The sequence below is a fragment of the Pseudomonas tremae genome (genome assembly GCF_023278125.1).
GTDB classification, from domain to species: domain Bacteria; phylum Pseudomonadota; class Gammaproteobacteria; order Pseudomonadales; family Pseudomonadaceae; genus Aquipseudomonas; species Aquipseudomonas tremae.
On record NZ_CP066270.1, the window covers coordinates 4,131,402 to 4,152,279 of the forward strand.

The 20,878-nt window shown below is 57.4% G+C and carries 22 protein-coding genes, 1 pseudogene and 1 riboswitch; of the genes and pseudogenes, 15 read left to right on the top strand and 8 right to left on the bottom strand.

What is annotated here, in order from left to right:
• Positions 1–112: 112 nt before the first annotated feature.
• Together I9H09_RS18670 and I9H09_RS18675 are read right to left on the bottom strand one after the other, a co-directional pair.
• Positions 113–589 (bottom strand): Rha family transcriptional regulator, encoded by a 477-nt coding sequence (locus I9H09_RS18670; protein WP_329610865.1) that lies wholly within the window; start codon positions 587–589, stop codon positions 113–115.
• Positions 590–632: 43 nt separating this feature from the next.
• Positions 633–2,075, bottom strand: a complete 1,443-nt coding sequence (locus tag I9H09_RS18675; protein WP_329610866.1) for a site-specific integrase — start codon at positions 2,073–2,075, stop codon at positions 633–635.
• A 43-nt stretch (positions 2,076–2,118) separates the two neighbouring features.
• Between I9H09_RS18675 and I9H09_RS18680 the strand changes: the two are divergent.
• Positions 2,119–2,310 (top strand): annotated as a pseudogene (locus I9H09_RS18680) (L-aspartate oxidase); the annotation flags it as partial.
• Here I9H09_RS18680 and I9H09_RS18685 read toward each other — a convergent pair.
• Positions 2,279–2,743: a protein YgfX gene (locus I9H09_RS18685; protein ID WP_122323861.1), complete on the bottom strand. Its 465-nt coding sequence runs from the start codon at positions 2,741–2,743 to the stop codon at positions 2,279–2,281. The pseudogene I9H09_RS18680 and the gene I9H09_RS18685 overlap by 32 nt on opposite strands.
• Positions 2,727–2,981 (bottom strand): FAD assembly factor SdhE, encoded by a 255-nt coding sequence (locus I9H09_RS18690; protein WP_005889231.1) that lies wholly within the window; start codon positions 2,979–2,981, stop codon positions 2,727–2,729. Before I9H09_RS18690 ends, I9H09_RS18685 begins: the two co-directional genes overlap by 17 nt.
• Before the next feature lie 152 nt (positions 2,982–3,133).
• Here I9H09_RS18690 and ygfZ point away from each other — a divergent pair, with 152 nt between their 5' ends.
• A complete protein-coding gene (gene ygfZ, locus I9H09_RS18695) occupies positions 3,134–4,075 on the top strand; it encodes a CAF17-like 4Fe-4S cluster assembly/insertion protein YgfZ (RefSeq protein ID WP_183130699.1) in 942 nt (313 codons plus the stop codon).
• Between the two features lie 114 nt (positions 4,076–4,189).
• Positions 4,190–5,011, top strand: coding sequence for an HDOD domain-containing protein (locus I9H09_RS18700; RefSeq protein WP_005889227.1), 822 nt, complete (start codon positions 4,190–4,192; stop codon positions 5,009–5,011).
• Positions 5,012–5,022: 11 nt separating this feature from the next.
• Here I9H09_RS18700 and I9H09_RS18705 read toward each other — a convergent pair whose 3' ends face one another.
• Together I9H09_RS18705 and I9H09_RS18710 are read right to left on the bottom strand one after the other, a co-directional pair.
• On the bottom strand, positions 5,023–6,405 hold the full coding sequence (locus I9H09_RS18705) for a sensor histidine kinase (protein WP_005889224.1): 1,383 nt from the start codon (positions 6,403–6,405) through the stop codon (positions 5,023–5,025).
• Positions 6,398–7,069: a response regulator gene (locus tag I9H09_RS18710; protein ID WP_005889222.1), complete on the bottom strand. Its 672-nt coding sequence runs from the start codon at positions 7,067–7,069 to the stop codon at positions 6,398–6,400. Before I9H09_RS18710 ends, I9H09_RS18705 begins: the two co-directional genes overlap by 8 nt.
• Before the next feature lie 468 nt (positions 7,070–7,537).
• Between I9H09_RS18710 and I9H09_RS18715 the strand changes: the two genes are divergently transcribed.
• From I9H09_RS18715 to I9H09_RS18730, 4 genes are all read left to right on the top strand, one after another.
• Entirely contained in the window at positions 7,538–8,521 is a 984-nt protein-coding gene (locus I9H09_RS18715; RefSeq protein ID WP_172678978.1) for a Bug family tripartite tricarboxylate transporter substrate binding protein, read from the top strand.
• A gap of 62 nt (positions 8,522–8,583) precedes the next feature.
• On the top strand, positions 8,584–9,042 hold the full coding sequence (locus tag I9H09_RS18720) for a tripartite tricarboxylate transporter TctB family protein (protein ID WP_005889220.1): 459 nt from the start codon (positions 8,584–8,586) through the stop codon (positions 9,040–9,042).
• Position 9,043: 1 nt separating this feature from the next.
• The gene (locus tag I9H09_RS18725; protein WP_024691487.1) at positions 9,044–10,558 is read left to right on the top strand and encodes a tripartite tricarboxylate transporter permease; all 1,515 of its coding nucleotides are present in this window, start codon (positions 9,044–9,046) and stop codon (positions 10,556–10,558) included.
• The gene (locus tag I9H09_RS18730) at positions 10,551–11,585 is read left to right on the top strand and encodes an AbrB family transcriptional regulator (RefSeq protein WP_122311483.1); all 1,035 of its coding nucleotides are present in this window, start codon (positions 10,551–10,553) and stop codon (positions 11,583–11,585) included. The genes I9H09_RS18725 and I9H09_RS18730 overlap by 8 nt, the downstream gene beginning before the upstream one ends.
• A gap of 29 nt (positions 11,586–11,614) precedes the next feature.
• Here the strand turns inward: I9H09_RS18730 and ung are convergent, their stop codons facing one another.
• Complete coding sequence (gene ung / locus I9H09_RS18735) at positions 11,615–12,307, bottom strand: uracil-DNA glycosylase (RefSeq protein WP_122346492.1); 693 nt, start codon at positions 12,305–12,307, stop codon at positions 11,615–11,617.
• 341 nt (positions 12,308–12,648) lie between these two features.
• Here ung and I9H09_RS18740 point away from each other — a divergent pair, with 341 nt between their 5' ends.
• The 3 genes from I9H09_RS18740 to I9H09_RS18750 are packed head-to-tail and all read left to right on the top strand — an operon-like array spanning position 12,649 to position 15,446.
• Positions 12,649–13,104, top strand: a complete 456-nt coding sequence (locus tag I9H09_RS18740) for a hypothetical protein (RefSeq protein ID WP_122323860.1) — start codon at positions 12,649–12,651, stop codon at positions 13,102–13,104.
• Complete coding sequence (locus tag I9H09_RS18745; RefSeq protein WP_236502224.1) at positions 13,097–13,438, top strand: hypothetical protein; 342 nt, start codon at positions 13,097–13,099, stop codon at positions 13,436–13,438. The genes I9H09_RS18740 and I9H09_RS18745 overlap by 8 nt, the downstream gene beginning before the upstream one ends.
• Positions 13,439–13,487: 49 nt before the next feature.
• On the top strand, positions 13,488–15,446 hold the full coding sequence (locus tag I9H09_RS18750; protein ID WP_122323858.1) for a hypothetical protein: 1,959 nt from the start codon (positions 13,488–13,490) through the stop codon (positions 15,444–15,446).
• 264 nt (positions 15,447–15,710) lie between these two features.
• Here I9H09_RS18750 and I9H09_RS18755 read toward each other — a convergent pair whose 3' ends face one another.
• Positions 15,711–16,103 carry a hypothetical protein gene (locus I9H09_RS18755; protein WP_183136693.1) on the bottom strand — a complete coding sequence of 131 codons (393 nt, stop codon included), beginning with the start codon at positions 16,101–16,103 and terminating at the stop codon, positions 15,711–15,713.
• A 489-nt stretch (positions 16,104–16,592) separates the two neighbouring features.
• A riboswitch (guanidine-I (ykkC/yxkD leader) is annotated at positions 16,593–16,695 on the top strand.
• 63 nt (positions 16,696–16,758) lie between these two features.
• On the opposite strand from I9H09_RS18755, the gene I9H09_RS18760 reads away from it, so the two are divergent.
• The 5 genes from I9H09_RS18760 to I9H09_RS18780 are packed head-to-tail and all read left to right on the top strand — an operon-like array spanning position 16,759 to position 20,799.
• Complete coding sequence (locus I9H09_RS18760) at positions 16,759–17,826, top strand: putative urea ABC transporter substrate-binding protein (RefSeq protein ID WP_122311480.1); 1,068 nt, start codon at positions 16,759–16,761, stop codon at positions 17,824–17,826.
• Positions 17,827–17,853: 27 nt separating this feature from the next.
• Positions 17,854–18,669, top strand: a complete 816-nt coding sequence (locus I9H09_RS18765; protein WP_122346490.1) for an ABC transporter permease — start codon at positions 17,854–17,856, stop codon at positions 18,667–18,669.
• Complete coding sequence (locus tag I9H09_RS18770) at positions 18,666–19,448, top strand: ABC transporter ATP-binding protein (protein ID WP_122346489.1); 783 nt, start codon at positions 18,666–18,668, stop codon at positions 19,446–19,448. The genes I9H09_RS18765 and I9H09_RS18770 overlap by 4 nt, the downstream gene beginning before the upstream one ends.
• Positions 19,445–20,170 (top strand): urea amidolyase associated protein UAAP1, encoded by a 726-nt coding sequence (locus I9H09_RS18775; RefSeq protein WP_122346488.1) that lies wholly within the window; start codon positions 19,445–19,447, stop codon positions 20,168–20,170. Before I9H09_RS18770 ends, I9H09_RS18775 begins: the two co-directional genes overlap by 4 nt.
• A gap of 11 nt (positions 20,171–20,181) precedes the next feature.
• The gene (locus I9H09_RS18780; RefSeq protein WP_236502225.1) at positions 20,182–20,799 is read left to right on the top strand and encodes an urea amidolyase associated protein UAAP2; all 618 of its coding nucleotides are present in this window, start codon (positions 20,182–20,184) and stop codon (positions 20,797–20,799) included.
• The last annotated feature ends 79 nt before the right edge of the window (positions 20,800–20,878 follow it).

Genomic DNA, 20,878 nt, shown 5'->3' on the forward strand with positions numbered 1-20,878 from the left:
CAGGTGCCGAACGCATCACCACGGCGATTTTAGGAGGTCGATTTTCGTGACCAAAACGAAAGACCATCTTTTTTGCATGGAAATAAAAGGCTCCTACGCTCATTCTGCAAGACTACATCCCTGCGAGCGAAGTAGAATCCACGTAGGAACGCCCGGTTGAGTCCTTATAGCTGGACTCAAAACTGAGTTCAGTGACCTCACGTACAACACCAGGGCCCGCGATGATGGACCGGATCATTTCCTTCAGAATCTTAACCTCTGTTTGGAGACCTGAGAGGGACTCAATGATGGCCCCGTGAGATTGAACGTTTGATAATGCAGAATTTGCATTGTGAACACCCCCCTCCAGTTCGTGCCACCGCTTGATCACGGCCATACGCATCTTGGCGCTGTAGCCAGTGAGGAGACATTCGGTGTGGTGTCGATCCAGTAGATACTCAGTCTGTGACCTATTCATGCTGTCCAAATAGATACATCCAGTTTTGGATACATCTTCCTGTAGCTCACTGAACATCCTCTCAATGTCTCGCTTCACATGGTGCGGCTGCTTGCCGGTCAACTCAGCAATCTCCCTGCTGCTCATAGTCATCGTCTGGTTAGGACTACTCAGATTTGAGCGGTCGTCCAATGGCTTATAGCAGGGCTGTCTTCAACGCCTCAGCCATCCTTGCGACCTGTACCCCATTACCGGCCCCGTACAGGTCGTAGCTAATCGAACCTGAGGCGTGCCCCAAGATCGACTCAGCGGTCCCCACAGGCACCTCAGCGGCTTTCAAAGCGCCCGCCAACGAGTGACGCAATGAATGGAAGGTCTGGGTCCTATCAGCCTCCAGGTCCAAGACGCCCCTGAGCATGCCATTGAGAACCCCAGAGAACTGACCAGTGCCCAGCGTAAACAACCGAGAGTCAGCCTTATCGACAAACTCAAGGAACGCCTGAAGATCAAACCCATAGGCTCCATCGGTCAACGGGATGACCCTTAAAGCATTCTTGGTCTTGGCTGTCTTGCCATCGTCCCTATTGATGTCGATCACCCAGACACCAGCAACCTGTTTAATGTCAGCCTTGGTCAACTGCCTGAGTTCTTCAATGCGGGCCCCCGTGATGACTCCAAGAGACAACGCCCAGCGTTGCCATGCGTCTACTGGAAGGGCCTTAGCGTGCGCCATTAGGGCCTTTACTTGGTCCTGAGAGAAAGCCTCACGGGAGCTTTCAGCGCCTTTAGTTGGCTTGAGACCATCTGTAAGAGCCTTGGCGAGGTAGTCGTTATTTACGCCCCAATCCATGACCGTGGATAGCCGGGTCAGGATCTTCCTAACGGTGGACGGCTTGCGATTCTCAAGGAGCTTTGCCCTGAGATTCTTCATGTCATCCCGTGTGTGGGTTTTGAGGTCCAACTCCCCAAGGATGGCCCCAATGGCCTCACAGGTAGACTTCACGTCCCTCATGGTGCTGGCTTGAACATTGTCCTTGAGTTCGTCCATGTAGAGCCCTGAGAGCCCCTTGAAGGTCAATGGCTTGGATGCTTCAGAAGGTAATACAGATAGGGACGGAGACAGGGCCACAGACGTGCCACAAGCCTCAGCCTTCAGGTCCCTAACGATCCCTACCAGCTTTCCTGGCCTCCCCTTCAAGCGCTCTTGAGCGGCCTCGACGATATCCAGTGCCTTACCAACTGCGCGTTGCTGGTTGACGCTCAAAGGCATCTTGGCGCTCGCCTCACGGAGAGCCTCATGGTGCTCATCGTTTATCATCTCGTAGGCGACCAGCGAGCTATCGCCATGGGCCATTGTCAGGCAGGACTCAGCGATGTCTATGAGGCGCTCACGGAGTTCGGGCCAAGTGGCCTCAGAGTTATCGAAGTGGTACGCCTTGAGGGTCGTGAGGATGTCCTTGGAGATGGTCATAGCGGTGGCCTTATCGGTGGTCCTAAGCGATAGCGTGAAGAAGCCCTTAGCGGTGCCTTGAGGGCGAAGGCGAAGGTAATAGCGACCAGACCGGCGATAGTGGTAAGGCTTGGCGAGGGCAGTTTGTAACAGGTTTGTCCCAGTTTGGGAGTGCTGGTTGATGGTCACCGGCTGAAACCCCTATATCCATTGGGTTTAGCCTCATACGGTCGAGTTCTATAGCAACTACAAAGTCAGCCGCGACCTGATCGAGCTGCGCAACCTGGCTCAGGTCGCCGAACTGATGATCCGCTCGGCCATGCAGCGCAAAGAGAGCCGCGGCCTGCATTACACGCTGGACTACCCTGACCTGCTGCCCGAAGCGCTGGACACTATTCTGGTGCCGCCCACTTACGCCGGCTGAATTTCAGGCGTATGCGCAGGCGTCGATGAATGTCGGAGCTCAGCGCGTCACCCGGTATGCAACAGCTTTTTATCGATCGGGATGGCCTGCCGTTGACGATCAAGCGAAAGCGCAATACCACCACCGGCGGCAGCGCCAGGCTGTCTGGGCATAACTGCACTGGCTGCCAGCCGCTACGCTCGCTCCACAAATGCCAGCCCTGTTGATCACGCCTCAGCGCACGGAACGCTGTAGGGTGGCTGAACAGAACTGACCTGGGCAGCGACCATGCTGCATGCGCCATACACATCAGCACCCCTGCCATGACAAGCCACCAGTCGATGTCCAGCCACAACAGGGCGCTCAGCGCCAACACCTGAACAGCAAGATAAGCGGTCAGCAGCAGGCGCGACGCCTGCCAGTGACACTCGAAGTAATCATTCAGGCTGAACACGGTCCAGAATCATGCGAACCATACGCTGCAATTCAGCGTCCTCGGACTCGGCGCGCTGCATGAACCAGCCGAACATGTCCTGATCCTCACAGGTCAGCAGACGACGATAAAGATCGCGATCCACGTCGTTCAGATGCGGGTAGACCTCGCGGACAAATGGCACCAGCAGCACATCCAGTTCAAGCATGCCACGGCGGCTGTGCCAGTAAAGGCGGTTGAGTTCAACGTCTTCGACCATGGAGCGCTCCTCAAAGTAGGCCGCAAGTATACAGCCGCAAGACAGTCACGCGAATATCGCAATGGTCGCAGCAGTTTTCATGTACCCGTATGCATAACCTCGACTCGGCACTATGATGTGTCCCCGGACTTTTTTCCCAATCTGCGATGACCATGGCCCACACAGCTTTTTTCTGCACGCTATCCCATGAGGGCGTTCTCGCCGTTCGCGGCGTGGATGCCGGCAAGTTTCTTCAGGGGCAGTTGACGTGCAACCTCAATTACCTGAATGAAGACAGGTCCAGCCTCGGTGCGCGCTGCACGCAAAAAGGCCGGATGCAGTCGAGTTTTCGCATCGTCTTCGACGGCGACGGTTGCCTGCTGGCAATGGCCAGCGAACTGATCGAGGCGCAATTGCTGGACCTGCGCAAATACGCAGTGTTCTCCAAATCGAAACTGACGGATGAAAGCTCAGCCTGGGTGCGCTTTGGTCTGCAGGACGGGGATGGCGCACTGGTCAGCCTTGGCCTGGATCTGCCTCAGGAGACCGATGCGGTCTTACGAAGCCAGGACATGCTCGCGATTCGCGTCTCCCCTGCCCGCGCAGAACTCTGGGTGCGTGCCGAACAGGCCGACGACATCAGATCGCGACTGGCTTCACAGCTGGCAGAGGGCCCGCTGAACGACTGGCTGCTGGGTCAGGTACGCGCCGGCATCGGTCAGGTGTTCGGCAGCACCCGCGAAGAGTTCATCCCGCAGATGATCAACCTGCAGGCGGTCGGCGGTGTCAGCTTCAAGAAAGGCTGCTATACCGGTCAGGAAATCGTGGCGCGCATGCAATACCTCGGCAAACTCAAGCGCAGGCTTTACCGACTGACCCTGCAGGGCGATCAGGTCCCGGAGCCCGGTACAGCAGTGTTTTCCCCTGTGCATGCCAGCGCCGTGGGCAATGTCGTCATTGCTGCGCAGGCTGGTCAGGCAGTAGAACTGCTCGCTGTGTTGCAGGGCGACGCTGCCGAAAACGGTCGCATACACCTCGGCTCGCCCGAGGGTGCAGCATTGCAAATGAGCGACCTGCCCTACCAGCTGGACAGCAGACTCGAAACTCTGCGCTGAGCCCGACGAACACATTCAGGTTCCTACTGTCTTTAGAGCGATCCAGCGTGCACGCCGGCGCCCTCCGGGGCGCGTGAACAACGCTGGACACCCCCAACGGCTGCGAGAAGCAACATGAGCAAGATGGCTGACGAGGTGCAGAGGAACTTGATCAAGGCCATCGACAGAGATGCCTTGTTTCTGCCTACCCTGCCGGAAGTAGCACTGAAGATTCGCCTCGCCGCCGAAGACACTGAAATCAGTATTTCGGCCCTGAGCAAAGTCATCGGCAGCGACACAGCACTTTCTGCGCGCCTGATAAAGGTCGCGAACAGCCCCCTGCTGCGCCCGAATTTCGAAGTCAGCGACGTCAACACGGCGATACGGCGTCTTGGCGTCAACTACACCTGTAACCTGGCCATCGGCCTGGTCGTCGAGCAGATGTTCCACGCCAAATCACCTGTGATCGAGCAGAAGATGCGTGACATCTGGAAGCAAAGCCTGCAGGTCGCCGGCATCAGTTACACCCTGTGCCAGCGCTATACCCAGCTCAAACCCGATCAGGCGACGCTCGCCGGGCTGATTCACCTGATCGGCATTCTGCCGATCCTGACTTACGCTGAAGACCATTACGAGCTGCTGTCTGATCCGATCAGCCTCAACCACGTAATCGACAGCATTCATCCGGTCATTGGCGAGCGCCTGTTGCGCTCATGGGACTTTCCCGAGCCACTGTCATGCGTGCCGGGCCAATTCCAGAATTTCTCACGCATCTCCAGAACACCGGACTACACAGACCTGGTCCAGGTCGCGACAGTACACATCCACAAGAACACCGAGCACCCCTTCAGCCTAATCGAAATGACCGATCTGCCGGCCTTCAGCCAGCTAGGGCTTGCCAGGGCCGGTGATTTGCTGGATGCGCAGATGGACGAAGCCAAGAGCATGCTTTACTGACCTTGTCCGCCTCAGGACAGGGCAAAACTGACGCGTACCTTGAGCCCCCGCTCGGCACCGTCATGCAATGTGATTCTGGCCAGATGCGCGCGGCAGATCTCTCCCACGATGGCAAGACCAAGCCCCGCGCCGCTGCCCTGCTGGCCGCGACGGTAAAAACGTTCGAACACCCGCTCACGTTCATCAGCCGGGATGCCGGCCCCGTCATCTTCGACCTCAAGCACACCGGGCGCATAAACCCTCAGCACCACATTGCCGCCATGTGGCGTATGGGCCAGGGCGTTGTCTATCAGGTTGCTCAGCAACTCGTTCAACAAGGTCGGCTCGCCCCGCAGCCAGACCGGCTCGTCCGCCTCCAGCGCCAGTGCGACACCGCGCGAGTGAGCCAGCGGCGCCATCGCCATGCCCAGCTCCCGGGCCAACTGGCTGAGGTCCAACTGCTGTGCCCCGCCTTCGGCAATTGCTCTGGCACCGTTTTCAATGCGTGCCAACGACAACAGTTGATTAGCCAGGTGCGTGAGTCGATCTGTGCCGAGTGCAGCCGACTCCAATGTGTTACGCCATTGTTGCGGGTCACGCTCGCGCAGGCCAAGCTCGACCCGCGCTTTCAGGGCCGCCAGAGGTGTGCGCAACTCATGCGCGGCGTCGGCAATGAACTGCGCCTGCCGCTCGAATTGCACGCGTAATCGTTCGGTAAAGTGATTGAGCGCGCCCACCAGCGGGCGCAGTTCGTGCTGCACTTCAACCATGGGCAGCGAGCGCAGATCGTCCGGCTGGCGCTCTTCGACCGCAGTGCGCAATCGCTCCAGAGGACGCAATGCCGCGCTGACCGTAAACCAGACCAGCAACAGCGCACCGCCACCCAGCATGCCCAGACGCAACAAAGTGTCGGCCATCAGACTGCGCGCCATGTTCTTGCGCGCTTCCTGGGTTTCTGCGACGCGGATTTCGGCAGTGCCGTTCATGCCCGGGTCGGTCACTGGCTTGAGAAGGCTGACCACCCGCACGTCCTGGCCCTGATAGATGCCGTTATAAAACTTGGCCAGGGCCGGATAATCATCGGTGCGCAGGGTGCCGGGGGGCGGCGACGGCAGGTTTTCGTAACCCGAAATCAGCTTCTGGTGAATGTCGTTTACCTGATAGTAGATGCGCCCTTCGCTGTCGTAGGCAAAGGTGTCCAGCGCCACATACGGGATGTCGGCGCTCAGGGTTCCGTCACGCTGGGTCAACCCCGCCGCGATGGTACGGGCCGAGGCCAGCAGCGTACGATCATAGGCGGTATCGGCCACTTCGCGACCGTTCCAGTAAGCGCTCATGCCGCTGGCCAGCATCAGCACCACCAGCAGCAACGCCAGATTCCACAGCAGCCGCCAACGCAGGCTGTCGTTAATCATCGCGGCTTTCAAGCAAATACCCCAAGCCGCGGAAAGTCACGATGGCCACAGAGTGCCCATCGAGCTTCTTGCGCAGCCGATGAATATAAATTTCGATTGCGTCAGGGCTGGCTTCTTCATCCAGGCCGAACACCTGCGCCGCCACTTGCTCTTTACTCATTACCCTGCCAGGTCGTGCGATCAGCGCTTCCAGCACTGCCTGCTCGCGAGAGGTCAGAGTCAGTAGTTCGTCGCTCAGCGTGAAACGCCGCGTGTCCAGATCGTAGACCAACACTCCGCAACGCTGCTGTCGTTCGCCGCCCAGCACGCTGCGACGCAGCAAGGCCTTGACCCTGGCCTCGAGTTCGGAGAGTTCGAACGGTTTGGCCAGATAGTCGTCGGCGCCCAGATTCAGGCCATGAACCCGATCCTTGACGTCGCTGCGAGCTGTCAGCATCAGCACCGGGAGGTTTTTACTGCGTGCCCGCAAGCGGGCAAGAACTTCAAAACCGTCCATGCGCGGCAGCCCGACATCGAGAATGGCAACGGCATACTCCTCGCTGCTCAGCGCCAGATCGGCGGCTACGCCATCGTGCAGCACATCAACGGTCAAACCCGCTGCCTTGAGCGCCTGCGCGACACTTTCAGCCAATTGCAGATGATCTTCCACGAGAAGAACACGCATCGCCGTCTCCCGATAGTCACGGTTATTGTCAGTGTGTGTGGCAGCGGAGTTTACAGACAGACCGCCAGCTGTGAAGCACAGAAACGACTCATATCCCTGGAATGGCGAATCGAAAGCCAGCTGAAAGGTTTGTGAAAGGTTGGTCGTTTAGCATCGCGATACGGCCCGACCAAAGGGTACGTATAAAGCAGGCGCCCGGATGCGTCTGAAAAATAAAAACAATAAATTAGTAAACGGAGTCACACATGTCCAAGCCAGCCCAGGCTCGACCGTTCGTTGATCGCCTTTCATCCGCGAATGGCTCACTGCGAACACTCTCCCGATTGCCCCCTTCTCGAATCGCCAGCACCACCTTCCGTAACCGCGATACTTTTCTGTCAGCGAACGGTGTCCCGTCGTACCCCTGACGAAAACGATTGTTGCCAGCTTCTTCTCTGATCAAAACACCCAAAAACAAAAAAATGGAGACTGAACATGAGATTTTCCCTGCGCCACATAGCGGCCACCGCCGGATGCATGCTGATTGCCAGCCAGTTGCTCGCTGAGCCAAGGCGCCCGGAGTGCATCGCTCCCGCGTCACCAGGCGGAGGCTTCGACCTGACCTGCAAGCTGATACAAAGCGCGCTGATCAACGAGAAGATTCTGACAACCCCCATGCGCGTGACCTACATGCCCGGCGGCGTCGGTGCAGTGGCCTACAACGCCGTGGTAGCTCAGCGCCCGGCAGATGCAGGCACGCTGGTCGCCTGGTCCAGCGGCTCATTGCTGAACCTGGCGCAAGGCAAATTCGGCCGTTTCGATGAAAACGCCGTGCGCTGGCTCGCCGCCGTAGGCACCAGTTATGGCGCTATCGCAGTCAAAAGCGACTCGCCCTATAAAAACCTCGACGACCTGGTCAAGGCGCTTAAAGCCGACCCGAGCAAAGTCGTGATCGGCTCCGGCGGTACGGTAGGCAGTCAGGACTGGATGCAGACTGCCCTGATCGCCAAAGCCGCTGGTATCAACCCGCGTGCGTTGCGCTACGTTGCACTGGAAGGTGGCGGCGAAATCGCCACCGCGCTGCTCGGCGGTCATATTCAGGTAGGCAGCACCGACATCTCCGACTCCATGCCTCACATTCTGAGCGGTGACATGCGCCTGCTTGCCGTGTTTGCCGACAAGCGCCTCGACGAGCCGGAAATGAAAGACATCCCCACCGCCAAGGAACAGGGCTACGACATCGTCTGGCCGGTGGTGCGGGGTTTCTACCTCGGGCCAAAGGTCAGCGACGAAGACTACAACTGGTGGAAAGCCTCGTTCGACAAGATTCTGGCCTCGGAAGACTTCGCCAAGCTGCGTGACCAGCGCGAGCTGTTCCCGTTCGCCATGACCGGCGCGGAGCTGGACACCTACGTCAAGAAGCAGGTAGCCGATTACAAATTGATGGCCAAGGAATTCGGCCTGATTCAGTAATCGAACACACTTGACTGACTATCGGTGGCGCCTGCACAGCGGGCGCGACTCAGGAGCGTCTCATGGTCATACAACGTATTTTCGCTGCCGTGCTGTTGTTGGCATGCGCAGGCCTGGCCCTCATGGCCTGGCCTTATCAGGCGCCATTTTCCTACGAACCGGTCGGCCCTCGCGCCTTTCCCTTGTTGATGCTGGGGCTGATGGGCATCGCCCTGCTGTATCTGTTGATTCGCCCTACAGCCATTGTCCACACCGAAGAGGAACCGGCGCTGGATCGCGAAACGCTGGTCAAGATCGGCCTGTGCATTGTGTTGCTGCTGATCTTCGCCGGGTTGTTCGAACCGCTGGGCTTCATTCTCAGCAGCATTCTGATCGGCATTCCCATGGCGCGCCTGTACGGCGGACGCTGGCTGCCCAGCGTCGTGGTGGTGATTCTGATGAGCGTCGGCCTTTACCTGCTGTTCGACAAGGCCATGGATGTCCCCTTGCCTTTGGGCCTGCTTCGCGTTCTGGAGAACTGACATGGATACTTTCAGCTACCTGGGCCAGGGCTTCGGCGTCGCGCTCACCCCGTACAACCTGATCACTGCGCTTTCCGGCACGCTGATCGGCACCGTCGTCGGCCTGCTGCCGGGGCTGGGACCGATCAACGGCGTGGCGTTGTTGATCCCTATAGCCTTTGCCTTGGGTCTGCCGCCCGAGTCGGCGCTGATTCTGCTTGCGGCTGTGTATCTGGGTTGTGAATACGGCGGACGGATCAGTTCTATCCTGCTGAACATTCCGGGCGAGGCGTCAACGGTCATGACCACCCTGGACGGTTACCCGATGGCCCGCCAAGGGCTGGCCGGGGTGGCCTTGTCGCTGTCGGCGTGGAGCTCGTTCATCGGCGCGTTCATCGCTACCTGCGGCATGGTGCTGTTCGCGCCGCTGCTCGCCAAATGGGCGATTGCTTTCGGCCCGGCGGAGTATTTCGTGCTGATGGTGTTTGCGATTGTCTGTCTGGGCGGCATGGCCGGTGACAGGCCACTCAAGACGTTCATCGCTGCACTGATAGGCTTGTTTCTCTCCGCAGTAGGCATAGACGCCAATAGCGGGGTGTACCGTTTCACAGGCGATAACATTCACCTGACGGATGGCATCCAGTTCGTGGTGCTGGTCTTGGGGTTGTTTTCGATCAGCGAAATTCTGCTGCTGCTGGAAAAAACCCATCGAGGTCAGGAGGCGGTCAAAGCCACCGGCCGCATGATGTTCAACTTCAAGGAAGCAGCCTCGGTTTTTGCAGTCAACATTCGTTGCGGGCTGCTGGGGTTTATCCTCGGCGTACTGCCGGGCGCCGGTGCAACGCTGGCCAGTGCGGTCGCCTACATGACCGAAAAACGCATCGCCGGTGCCAGCGGCAAGTTTGGCCAGGGTGACATGCGCGGTCTGGCCGCCCCGGAAACCGCCATCGGCGCCACGGCCTGCGGTGCGCTGGTGCCCATGCTGACGCTGGGCGTTCCTGGCTCCGGGACCACGGCAGTGATGATCGGCGCGTTGTCGCTTTACAACATCACGCCCGGCCCGATGCTGTTTCAGCAGCAACCGGATATCGTCTGGGGCCTGATCGCTTCGTTGTTCGTCGCCAACATCATGCTGGTGATTCTCAACATCCCGATGATCCGCATCTTCACCCGTATCCTCGCCGTGCCGAACTGGGCGCTGGTGCCGGTGATCGCGATCATTACCGGCATCGGTGTGTATGCGGTGCACGCCACTACGTTTGACCTGTTCCTGATGGTCGGCATCGGCATCTTCGGTTACATCCTGCGCAAGCTGGACTTTCCACTGTCGCCGATCCTGCTCGGCTTCATCCTTGGCGGCCTGATGGAACAGAACCTGCGCCGCGCCCTGTCGATCTCCAACGGCGAGCTGGGGATTCTCTGGGCCAGCCCGATCACCCTCGGCGTCTGGGTGGTGACCGTGTTCATGCTGCTGTTCCCGCTGATCCGTATATGGCGCAAGCGCGCCAAACAGCAGGCTGCTGCGACGCATGGCTGATTCGTCCTTGCGTCAATGGTGGGCAACGCCACTGGTCGGCCTGCTGGGCGGTTACCTCGCCAGTCAGGTCGGCTGGCCGCTGCCGTGGATGGTTGGCTCGTTACTGGCAATCATCCTGGTACGTTGCCTGACGCCTTGGCAGCTCGGGCAAGTTCCAGGCGGCCGAAAATGCGGTCAGCTGATCGTGGGAATCGGCATCGGCCTGCATTTCACCCCGGTGGTCATCGAACAGGTACTGGAGCATTTCGGCCTGATTTTCATTGGTGCACTGGTCACCAGCCTGTCGTGCCTGGGGGGCGTCTGGTTGATGCTGCGCACCGGAGAAGACCGCCCGACTGCGTTTTTCTCAAGCATGCCGGGCGGTTCCGGAGAGATGGTCAACCTTGGCGCACGCAACGGCGCCAGGCTAAGCAGTGTCGCCGCTGCGCAAAGCCTGCGGGTGCTGGCGGTGGTGTTGTGTGTGCCGGCGATTTTCAAGTACTTGCTAGGTGATGGCGCGCCCGCATTGCACAGCACTGTTGTCGATTGGCGCTGGCTGGCATTTCTACTGCCAGTCGGGGCGGCGCTGGCCTGGCTGTGGCAGCGTCTCAAACAGCCCAACCCGTGGCTGTTCGGCCCATTGCTGCTCAGCGCGGTGGTGAGCGTGGTCTGGGATCTGAAAATCGGCTTGCCCAATGGTGCCAGCCAGCTCGGCCAGTTGCTGATCGGCAGCGGGCTGGGTTGTCACTTCAATCGGGAGTTCTTCAGGCGTGCGCCGTCGTTTCTGGCCCGTACGCTACTCGGCACTGCGCTGACCATGTTGATCGCAGCGCTGGCCGCATTGGGCCTCAGCGCCCTCACAAATCTGGATTTACGCTCGCTGACGCTGGGCATGATGCCCGGCGGCATCGCCGAGATGAGCCTGACCGCCGAGGTGCTGCAGTTGTCAGTGCCGCTGGTAACGGCCATGCAGGTCATGCGCTTGCTGTTCGTGCTGTTTCTGGCCGAGCCGCTGTACCGACGCTGGAACAAACGGCTGGCCGACTGAGCGAGTCAGTCAGTTCGCAAGCCCCCCACTCAAAGCGCAGGCAGTCGCCAGTCGATCGGCGTCAGGCCGTTTTGCTCAAGGTATTTGTTGGCCCGTCCAAAGTGTCCGTTGCCCAGAAAGCCTTTATAGGCCGAGAGCGGTGAGGGATGGACGGACGTCAGCACCAGATGCTTGGTCGCATCGACCAGCTTCTGCTTGCTTTGCGCATGAGCGCCCCACAATAGAAAGACCAGATGCGGTTGATGCTCACTGACCACCTGAATAATCCGGTCGGTAAAATGCTGCCAGCCTTTCCCCGCATGAGAAGCAGCGTTTGCGCGTTCGACCGTCAGGGTAGTGTTGAGCAACAACACCCCCTGATCAGCCCACGATTGCAGGCAGCCATGATTCGGAATATCGATATTCAGGTCGCGCTTGAGCTCTTTATAGATGTTGACCAGCGATGGCGGCGTCGGCACGCCCGGTTGAACCGAGAAGCACAGACCGTGTGCCTGATTGGGACCGTGATACGGGTCCTGGCCGAGGATCACCACTTTTACGTTATCCAGCGGCGTCGAGTTCAGCGCATTGAAAATCAGCGGTCCGGGCGGATAGATTTCCTTGCCGGCCGCATGCTCCTGACGCAGAAACTCGCGCAGCTGCGCCATGTAAGGCTGCTCGAATTCGTCACGCAGGGCTTCTTTCCAGCTTGGCTCAAGCTTGATGCGGTCGTCGCTAGTCATGGTTACATCCGCTAAAAACAATGCGCGGACACTAGGAAAGCCCGGCAGCAAAGTCAATGCCGATGACGATGTAATGAAAAGCGCGGGGGCTCATCACTCGTGAATCCAACTGCGTATCGTGCCTTTGCTCTGCGCTGGCATGCAGTTCGTGACGCTCTGCGTCAAAGGTCTACCCCCGGCACAACACTTCCAGAATCGAGCACAGGTCATCGAGAACGGCATTCCTTTGCAGAGCACTCATAGCCACAACAGGATCTTGGGTCTTCTGATTGACTGCACGCTTCAGCCGATGCTGCCGAAGAGTGGCATACTCCAACACCAGACATCGAGAGACGGCAGAAGTGGAAGAAATTGACGATCTGACCCGGAAAAAGATACGAGAGTGGCAGGGCCGTCGCTCGGAGATCAAGAGCCTGATGCAATCGAATCCAGATAGGACAATGGAGCTATCGCACATATTGGATCTCATGGACGAAGAGCATGCAGCAATCCTTAGCGGATCCACAGAGAGACGAGCTGAAGACAATGATCAGCAAAGCGCAATTCTTCATGCATTAAACATTAAGCATTCGTTACGTATAATCCCTGCAAAGTGCGACCTGCAGCTTTATATAGCTGCGTCTAGTCCTGAAGACTTGCGAAAGCTGCTCGAAATAGCAGTCTATGAACTGCAAGGTCGTATCGACGCGGAAGGAGCCGTGGCGGGAGAGCATAGAAATTACCCAGGCAGCATGTCGGGCACTTTGGGCAATTACCACTTCGAGCTAGACATTGAAGGCGAGTCCGGCGATGAATGAATCAAAAAAGGTTGAGGTTGAGTCATGGATGATGCTCGAAACGCTGGCTGAGCATCTTGCACCATTGCTTAAACATTACGATGTCAAAGATCGGGGGCATGGCGCAATCTATGTTGACCATCAGTACTACAACATCGAAACCTCACAGCGGATTCTAATAAGTTTGAGCGCCAGCCTCGGTGTACCTGTCCAACTCATACGCTCAAGGCTTATTCATGTGGGCTGGCTTAAAGATATCCGAAGTACTCGTTCTACTCGCAAAGATGTTACGCTTATAGCTGAGCAGATGGCGAGTTGGGATACAGCCCGAAAAGAAGATAACGCTGAAGAATGAATAGTATAGCCAGAGCTGACACCACGTCTGTCCTCGGCTGAGAGGCTTTATGCACCCGGAACATTTCGATTTATCCAGCCCTGTATATTTACCCATCACATTTGAATCCTGCTCAGGATTATTAGATGCTGAGGGCGCGTCAACGCTTAGTGGCCTTACAGCCCCAGAGCTAGCGGCAGTTTTAGTCATTCAAAACTTGGCACAAGCCGCACCAAAAGATCTTACATCTGATGCGACAGAACGCGTTCTCGCCAAGCTAATTGCATGGACTGTTGATACGCCAAGTTCAGCCACTGCAAGGTTATTATCAGAGGCTCAACGACTATTTGATTCACGAAAGTTATATTTTGGCCTCAACATAATAAAAAAAATGAACTTACGCTTTCTTTTGGCAGATGAAGTCTCCGCTCGGAAATATCTGTTACCTGATGGCAAATGGGATTTCGAATACAAAGTCCGCCATCATAGAGACAATAACCCGTTCAGTGAACAGTTGGTGACACCTGCCCACCGCGAACATTGGTTAAGCACTGAACAAGACAAGCTAGTAAGGACCTTTCGTGCTAATTTAAATGAAGATCTGCATGTTCAAGGCTACGCCGGAATAGGCAAGAGCCACCTGCTGGGGGCCCTGATCGAGTGCTTGCAACCTGAAAAGACCTTGTTGATTGCACAGACGCCTGCGAAGCTACAAACACTTCGTAGTCGAATGGGTGGAGCGCTCTACGGCAAAACGGGCTGTACTTTCAAAGACTTTGCGCTGCTTCTGCTGCATGGCCCAAAATTTGGGGCTGCCGGTAAATCCCCTACAATGCTAAGTAAGCAAGCGCTTTCAACCGAGTTGAATATTATCGGCTTCCGTGCTCACGACGGACGAGCAACTTTAAATATTTGCATAAAAACACTTGAGCAGTATTGCAAATCCAGAGACTACAGCTTATCAGCTCAGCATATACCTGTGTTCAAGCTACCTTTATCTTCTCTGGAGTCGAAAGTACTCCTAGAGTATTCCAGTCGGCTCTGGACCCATATTGAAAAGCATCCCGAGCTTACAAGACCAATAGGGGTCGAGACATTATTTTTGATAAAAAAGGCAAGTTTGGCAGGCTGCGTAGTGCCGCCCCGATTCACACACATTCTTATTGACGAAAGTCAAGACGCCCCTTCATCTCTACTTCGGATAATTGAACGGGGCAGACAAGCACTGATTACTCTAGGTGATGAGTATCAACAAGTAAAAGGCGCAATGGTCAAAAGAAAAAGCGATGTCCGCCAAACAGACATTACTTACTCCATTCGCTTAGGCCGAAATATAGAACGTTTGGTAAATCCTTTGATAGCCCAGCACTCGAGGAAAATAAAGATACCTTTCGAAGGTGCTCGTAACGCTGATGTTGATATCGAGTTCTACCCAGAAAACTTTTTCCCACCTGAAGACTGCGTTGTGATGACGGCATCAAATTGGGACATAATGAAGTGGGCCATCCTGATCCACGACGCCAACGGCGCATTTAGTTTTCCCGTAGGAGAGGAGCAGGAGTTTAAAAAATTCATGAGCACTGCTATCGCGCTCTTCAAGCCCGACTTTTATAGTGCCGAGCATAATTCAGACGGGCTACACCCGTTTTTCACAGACATGCCAGACTGGCAACATGTGCGTGACGCCAACCAGTACGATGACTCGTTTCTCTGGTTCGAAGCAGAACTGGACAAAGGCTTCAAAATCTCGGACATGAATCGACTCTACAGAAAGATCGGCCCGACGGGTAAAAGTTGCATGTTAATGATAGCCGAAGCCGCGGGGGGGATGGAGTTTGACCGCGTTCTACTAACACCAGAACTAATGACAAATGTGAAGTTTCGAACTCCATATGAGTTAGATGAGCGAATCTGCGCCGTGTACATTGCAATCTCTCGAGCCAAGCAGCAACTTTATATACCTTACGATGTAGAGGAATGGATCAAATACCAAAAGCAGCAGGGGTATCGAGAGTCTCCCGGTTACTGATGATTTCGCTCACAACGCACAAGGCGGCACAATCAGTAGCTCCTACAGACATAGGCGTTGGACTCTAGCGATAAACCAATAGGGCGAGTTTGCTTGTGAGGTTTCTGTACAACCGACAGAAATAAGTCGCTTGAAGCACTGCTTTCGTGAGCAAGCTCACTCCCACAGAGATTCACATCCTTTCAGCCTCTAAGTTTCGGTCCTACTTTCCGCGCCCACAAAGGCTTGCTGATAATGATGAGCGCGGGGTGAGAAGATATTTACTTACCGATGACCACCACGACCATCACCGCGTCCGCCTCGTCCATGATCGCGGCCATCTCGCCCGCCACGACCGCCGTGGTCATCCCAGCCGCGATTGCCACGGTCCCCGCGAAAGCCGTCATTACGTCCGAAACCGCCATTACCACCAAACCCGTCATTGCGGCGGAACCCGTCATGTCTCCAGCCATAGCCCGGTGGACGCCCCGGCTGGTAATAGCGCGGCACAGGGGGTGGCGCGTAATAGCGCGGTGCCGGAGCGTAGTAACGCGGTTGTTCGTAATAGCGTGGTTGCGGTGCTACGTAGATACGCCGTTCCTGGTAATAAGTTGTGTTATAGCCGTTGTCATACGCGTAAGCGCTGCCGCGAACAACGGTAGTCGGTTGTGTGTACACGTCGGATTCATAGTAACCAGGGCCTGCGTAGCAACCGGCAAGGAAAAGGGTCAGCAACGTGATAAGCAAGGGTCTTCGATACATGGCGGCCTCCTGGACCGCGATTGGCACAAACCAGCGACGCTGGTCGGCGTCCACCAAACAGGCTGGCGGACAGAAAATCAGACAGCGAAAAGCCTTTCTAGTGCCCTTTACGCGCTTTTTATAAAGCCGCGTGAAGCGTGTAGATCCGGGCTGGAATGGCCGTGAAACAAAGACTTACGGAGCGGTTTGAGCGTTCCGCAAAGATGCTACAAAACATTTCACTCCATCAAACGTGCTCGCGCTTCATCCCGGTGCATCCCGCACCAGCACAAGGCAGCCTCATTCCTGCAGGCCAGTAACGATTTGCCATGCAGCCTTCAAAATCAAGGCGTGCAAAGAGTTGGCACAACTCTCGCTTGATAACTCACGTGCAGGAGTCAACACAGGTTCGCGGCACCACAATTTGCAATAGCCGACTAGGGTTCCGGCTTGCCGACAGGCAAGTGGCTGGTCCGAGAGTTGGCGACCTCCAGTAGAGGTTACACGGCGGGACAAAAGCCCGGGAGACAGGGACACCAGTGGTGTCACGTTGCTCCTGGCCGCCTTTTTTCACTACTGGAGATTTCTCGACATGCAAAAGCCTCGTCTTTTCGGTCTGCTCACTGCAGGCCTGCTTGCTGCGTTGAGCCTCTCGGCGAATGCCGCCCAGAAAGATCATTTCAACGTTTGCTGGACCATCTACGCAGGCTGGATGCCGTGGGAATACGCAGGTAGCCAGGGCATCGTCGACAAGTGGGCGAAAAAGTACGGCATCAAGATCGATGTCACCCAGCTCAATGACTACGTCGAATCCATCAACCAATACACCGCCGGCCAGTTCGATGGCTGCACCATGACCAACATGGACGCCCTGACCATCCCGGCTGCGGGCGGCGTGGAAAGCACTGCACTGGTCGTCAGCGACTTTTCCAATGGCAACGACGGCGTGGTGATCAAGGGCGAAGGCAAGAAAGTGGCCGACCTCAAAGGCATGGACGTCAATCTGGTTGAGCTGTCGGTTTCCCATTACCTGCTGGCCCGCGCGCTGGACAGCGTCAAGCTCAGCGAAAAGGACCTCAAGGTCGTCAACACCTCGGATGCCGATATCTCGGCAGCCTTCAACACCGATGACGTGCAGGCGGTTACCACCTGGAACCCGATGCTGTCGGACATCAAGGCCAAGCCTGGCGTGACTGAAGTGTTCAACTCCAGCCAGATCCCTGGCGAGATCATGGACATGATGGTCGTCAACACCCAAACCCTGAAAGACAACCCGGCACTGGGCAAAGCCCTGACCGGCGCATGGTTTGAAGTAGTCGGCCTGATGAACGCCAAAAACGCCCAGGCCAAGGCCGCTCTGGAACACATGGCCAAGGCGTCAGGCACTGACCTGGCCGGTTTCCAGGCGCAGCTGGACACTACCAAGCTGTTTGCCACGCCCAAGGAAGCGCTTGAGTTCGCCACCAGCAGCCAGTTACCTGAAACCCAGCGCAAAGTCGCCGACTTCTCATTCGTTCACGGCCTGCTCGGCGAAGGCGCGCGCGACGCGAACGCGGTCGGCATGTCGTTCGCAAACGGTGTGATCGTCGGCGACAAGGCCAACCTCAAGCTGCACTTTGACCCCAGCTACGTGCAGATGGCCGCCGACGGCAAGTTGTAAACCACGCTCAGTAGAAAGGTCATTGCCATGCGTTTGATAAACCGCCATCCGGATCGCGCCGGTCGCCTGATTCTGGTGATCCTGCCGTTTGCCCTGCTGCTGTTCGCCTACTTCATGGGCTCGGCCACAAGGCTTGCGGAGAACCCTACCGACAAGCTGCTGCCCAGCGCAGTGCAGATGGCCGATTCGGTCAAACGCGTAGCGTTCACCGCCGACGCTCGTACTGGCGACTACCTGCTGTGGCAAGACTCTGCGTCGAGCCTCAAGCGACTGGCTATCGGCTTGGGCATCAGTGCGCTGCTGGGGCTTTGCCTGGGTATCGCGGCGGGCATCCTGCCGCTGTTCAGCGCGCCATTGTCGCCCTTGCTGACAGTGCTTTCGATGGTTCCGCCGCTGGCGATTCTGCCGATCCTGTTCATCGTTTTCGGTCTGGGCGAGCTGTCGAAAGTGACGCTGATCGTGATCGGCATCACGCCGATTCTGGCCCGCGACCTGGAACAACGCGCCCGGGAAATCCCGGTCGAGCTGCTGATCAAGGCGCAAACCCTGGGTGCCACGACCTGGACACTGATCCTGCGGGTGGTTCTGCCGCAATTGCTGCCGCGCCTGTTGATCGCCCTGCGCCTGGTGCTCGGCTCGGCGTGGCTGTTCCTGATCGCCGCAGAGGCCATCGCGTCGACTGACGGCCTGGGCTACCGAATCTTTCTGGTTCGGCGCTACCTGGCGATGGATGTGATTCTGCCCTATGTGGTGTGGATCACCCTGCTCGCCTGGCTGATGGACTGGGGCCTGAAAGCTCTGACCCGACGCGCCTTTCCCTGGTACGAAGGAGCCCGCGCATGAGTTTTATCAGTGTGCGTAATGTCTGGCAGCAATACGACGATCAGGTGGTGCTTGAAGGCCTGAATCTGGACGTCGCCGAGGGCGAGTTCTGCACCCTGGTGGGCGCATCGGGTTGTGGCAAATCGACCTTCCTGCGCTTGCTGTTGGGCCAGGAAACCCCGAGCCGCGGCCTGATCACGCTGGACGGCCAGGCGCTGCTCAATGAACCGGACGCCAGCCGGGGCGTGGTCTTCCAGCGCTACTCGGTGTTCCCGCACCTGTCGGTGCTCGACAACGTGGCGCTGGGCCTTGAGCTGCCACGCGCAGCTTGGCTCGGCCGGCTGTTCGGTCAGGCCAAACGCGAGGCGCGAGAGCAGGCCGCGCAGCTGTTGAGCAAGGTCGGCTTGGGCCACGCGCTGGAAAAGTACCCGACGCAGCTGTCCGGCGGCATGCAACAACGGCTGGCGATTGCCCAGGCACTGATCATGAAACCTCGCGTTTTGCTGCTGGATGAGCCGTTCGGCGCGCTCGACCCTGGCATTCGCAAGGACATGCACCATTTGCTGCTGGAGCTGTGGCGCGAGACAAAACTGACCGTATTCATGGTCACCCACGACCTGTCCGAAGGCTTCAACCTCGGCACCCGCCTGCTGGTGTTCGACAAGGTGCGCCACGACCCGCATGAACAGGGGGCATATGGCGCGCGCATCACCTATGACATCCCCCTCAACAGCGAACGCCGCGCCGAACGCGCTGCCATCGATTCGCTGATCAACGTTTCAGAGGAGCACGTTCAATGACTGACTCGACCACGCTGTACCCGGTTTTTGCCGAAGAACTGCTGCCCGGTGGCGGCCATCGCTCGTTTGTCCTCAAGCGTGGCGAGTTGTTGCGCCTGACCGATTTGCGCGGCAACGCCAACGTCAGCCTCACCCTGCTCAACGCTCACGAAAAGAGCGAGCGTCTGAACCTGCCGGACAGCCTCAAATGCCAGCACACCGCCAAGTTGAGCAACGGCCACTGCCTGTATTCAGACATGGGTCGCGTACTGGCCGCGATCGTCACCGACACCTGCGGCTGGAGCGACAGCATCGGTGGCGTGCTCAACGCCCGGGAAGTCGCTGAAAAATACGGCCAAGGGCGTTATCAGGAACTGCGTAACGGTTTCTTTCGCAATGGCGTCGATAACCTGCTCGTCGAGCTGGGCAAATGGGGTCTGGGGCTATCCGACCTGCTGATGACCCTCAACCTGTTCAGCCGCGTCGATGTGGACGAAGCAGGAAAGCTGCATTTCGCCCCGAACAATTCGAAAGCCGGTGATTACATCGAGCTGTATGCGCCGATGGACACGCTGGTGGTACTCACCGCGCTGCAACACCCGATGGACCCCAACCCAGAATACGCTCCACAACCGCTCAAACTCGGCTGGATGAAAGCCGACGCCAGCATTGCCGAGCACTGCCGCACATCGCGCCCGGAAAACGAGCGCGGCTTTATCAACACTGACCGCCTGTTCGCCTGAGGAGCCTCGTCATGAACTCACATAATCATCACTCCTGCGACGCGACCATTGCGGCTGGCGAACCGTTTCTGGCCGAAGTAAAGGCCGGACAGACCATGCGCATTCTCGACCTGGAGGGTAATCAGGCGGTCGACACACTGTTTTTCAGCCTCGCCAACCCGCGCGAACGCTACGACGTGCAGCGCACCCTGCGCCGGCAAAACAGCGTTTACCTGACCAAAGGCAGCGTGCTGTTTTCCAACCTCGGCCAGCCGATGCTGACCATTGTCGATGACACCTGCGGTCGTCATGACACGTTGGGTGGCGCGTGTGCCCAAGAGAGCAACACCGTGCGTTACGATCTGGAAAAACGCCACATGCACAGCTGCCGCGACAACTACTTGCGCGCCTGCCTGCATGAGGGTCGCCTGACCAAGGCCGACATCGGCCCGAACATCAACTTCTTCATGAACGTGCCTGTGACAGCCGAAGGCGGCCTGACCTTTGAGGACGGCATATCCGCGCCCGGCAAGTACGTCGAGCTGCGCGCCGAAATGGACGTGATCGTGCTGATTTCCAACTGCCCGCAGCTGAACAATCCATGCAACGGCTATAACCCGACGCCTGCGCACCTGCTGATCCGCGACTGACCCGGCACCCGCCGCCAGCAACGGACGACCGTTGCGTAGATTGATCAATAGCGGGACGGCCCGCTTCCCATCACGAAAC

Bases quoted from the DNA above. Each gene is read 5' to 3' on its own strand.
- I9H09_RS18670 (WP_329610865.1), bottom strand. From the start codon at position 589: ATGACTATGAGCAGCAGGGAGATTGCTGAGTTGACCGGCAAGCAGCCG.
- I9H09_RS18690 (WP_005889231.1), bottom strand. From the start codon at position 2,981: ATGGTCGAAGACGTTGAACTCAACCGCCTTTACTGGCACAGCCGCCGT.
- ygfZ (WP_183130699.1), top strand. From the start codon at position 3,134: ATGGCCCACACAGCTTTTTTCTGCACGCTATCCCATGAGGGCGTTCTC.
- I9H09_RS18700 (WP_005889227.1), top strand. From the start codon at position 4,190: ATGAGCAAGATGGCTGACGAGGTGCAGAGGAACTTGATCAAGGCCATC.
- I9H09_RS18705 (WP_005889224.1), bottom strand. From the start codon at position 6,405: ATGATTAACGACAGCCTGCGTTGGCGGCTGCTGTGGAATCTGGCGTTG.
- I9H09_RS18710 (WP_005889222.1), bottom strand. From the start codon at position 7,069: ATGCGTGTTCTTCTCGTGGAAGATCATCTGCAATTGGCTGAAAGTGTC.
- I9H09_RS18720 (WP_005889220.1), top strand. From the start codon at position 8,584: ATGGTCATACAACGTATTTTCGCTGCCGTGCTGTTGTTGGCATGCGCA.
- I9H09_RS18725 (WP_024691487.1), top strand. From the start codon at position 9,044: ATGGATACTTTCAGCTACCTGGGCCAGGGCTTCGGCGTCGCGCTCACC.
- I9H09_RS18730 (WP_122311483.1), top strand. From the start codon at position 10,551: ATGGCTGATTCGTCCTTGCGTCAATGGTGGGCAACGCCACTGGTCGGC.
- ung (WP_122346492.1), bottom strand. From the start codon at position 12,307: ATGACTAGCGACGACCGCATCAAGCTTGAGCCAAGCTGGAAAGAAGCC.
- I9H09_RS18745 (WP_236502224.1), top strand. From the start codon at position 13,097: ATGAATGAATCAAAAAAGGTTGAGGTTGAGTCATGGATGATGCTCGAA.
- I9H09_RS18750 (WP_122323858.1), top strand. From the start codon at position 13,488: ATGCACCCGGAACATTTCGATTTATCCAGCCCTGTATATTTACCCATC.
- I9H09_RS18760 (WP_122311480.1), top strand. From the start codon at position 16,759: ATGCAAAAGCCTCGTCTTTTCGGTCTGCTCACTGCAGGCCTGCTTGCT.
- I9H09_RS18765 (WP_122346490.1), top strand. From the start codon at position 17,854: ATGCGTTTGATAAACCGCCATCCGGATCGCGCCGGTCGCCTGATTCTG.
- I9H09_RS18770 (WP_122346489.1), top strand. From the start codon at position 18,666: ATGAGTTTTATCAGTGTGCGTAATGTCTGGCAGCAATACGACGATCAG.
- I9H09_RS18775 (WP_122346488.1), top strand. From the start codon at position 19,445: ATGACTGACTCGACCACGCTGTACCCGGTTTTTGCCGAAGAACTGCTG.
- I9H09_RS18780 (WP_236502225.1), top strand. From the start codon at position 20,182: ATGAACTCACATAATCATCACTCCTGCGACGCGACCATTGCGGCTGGC.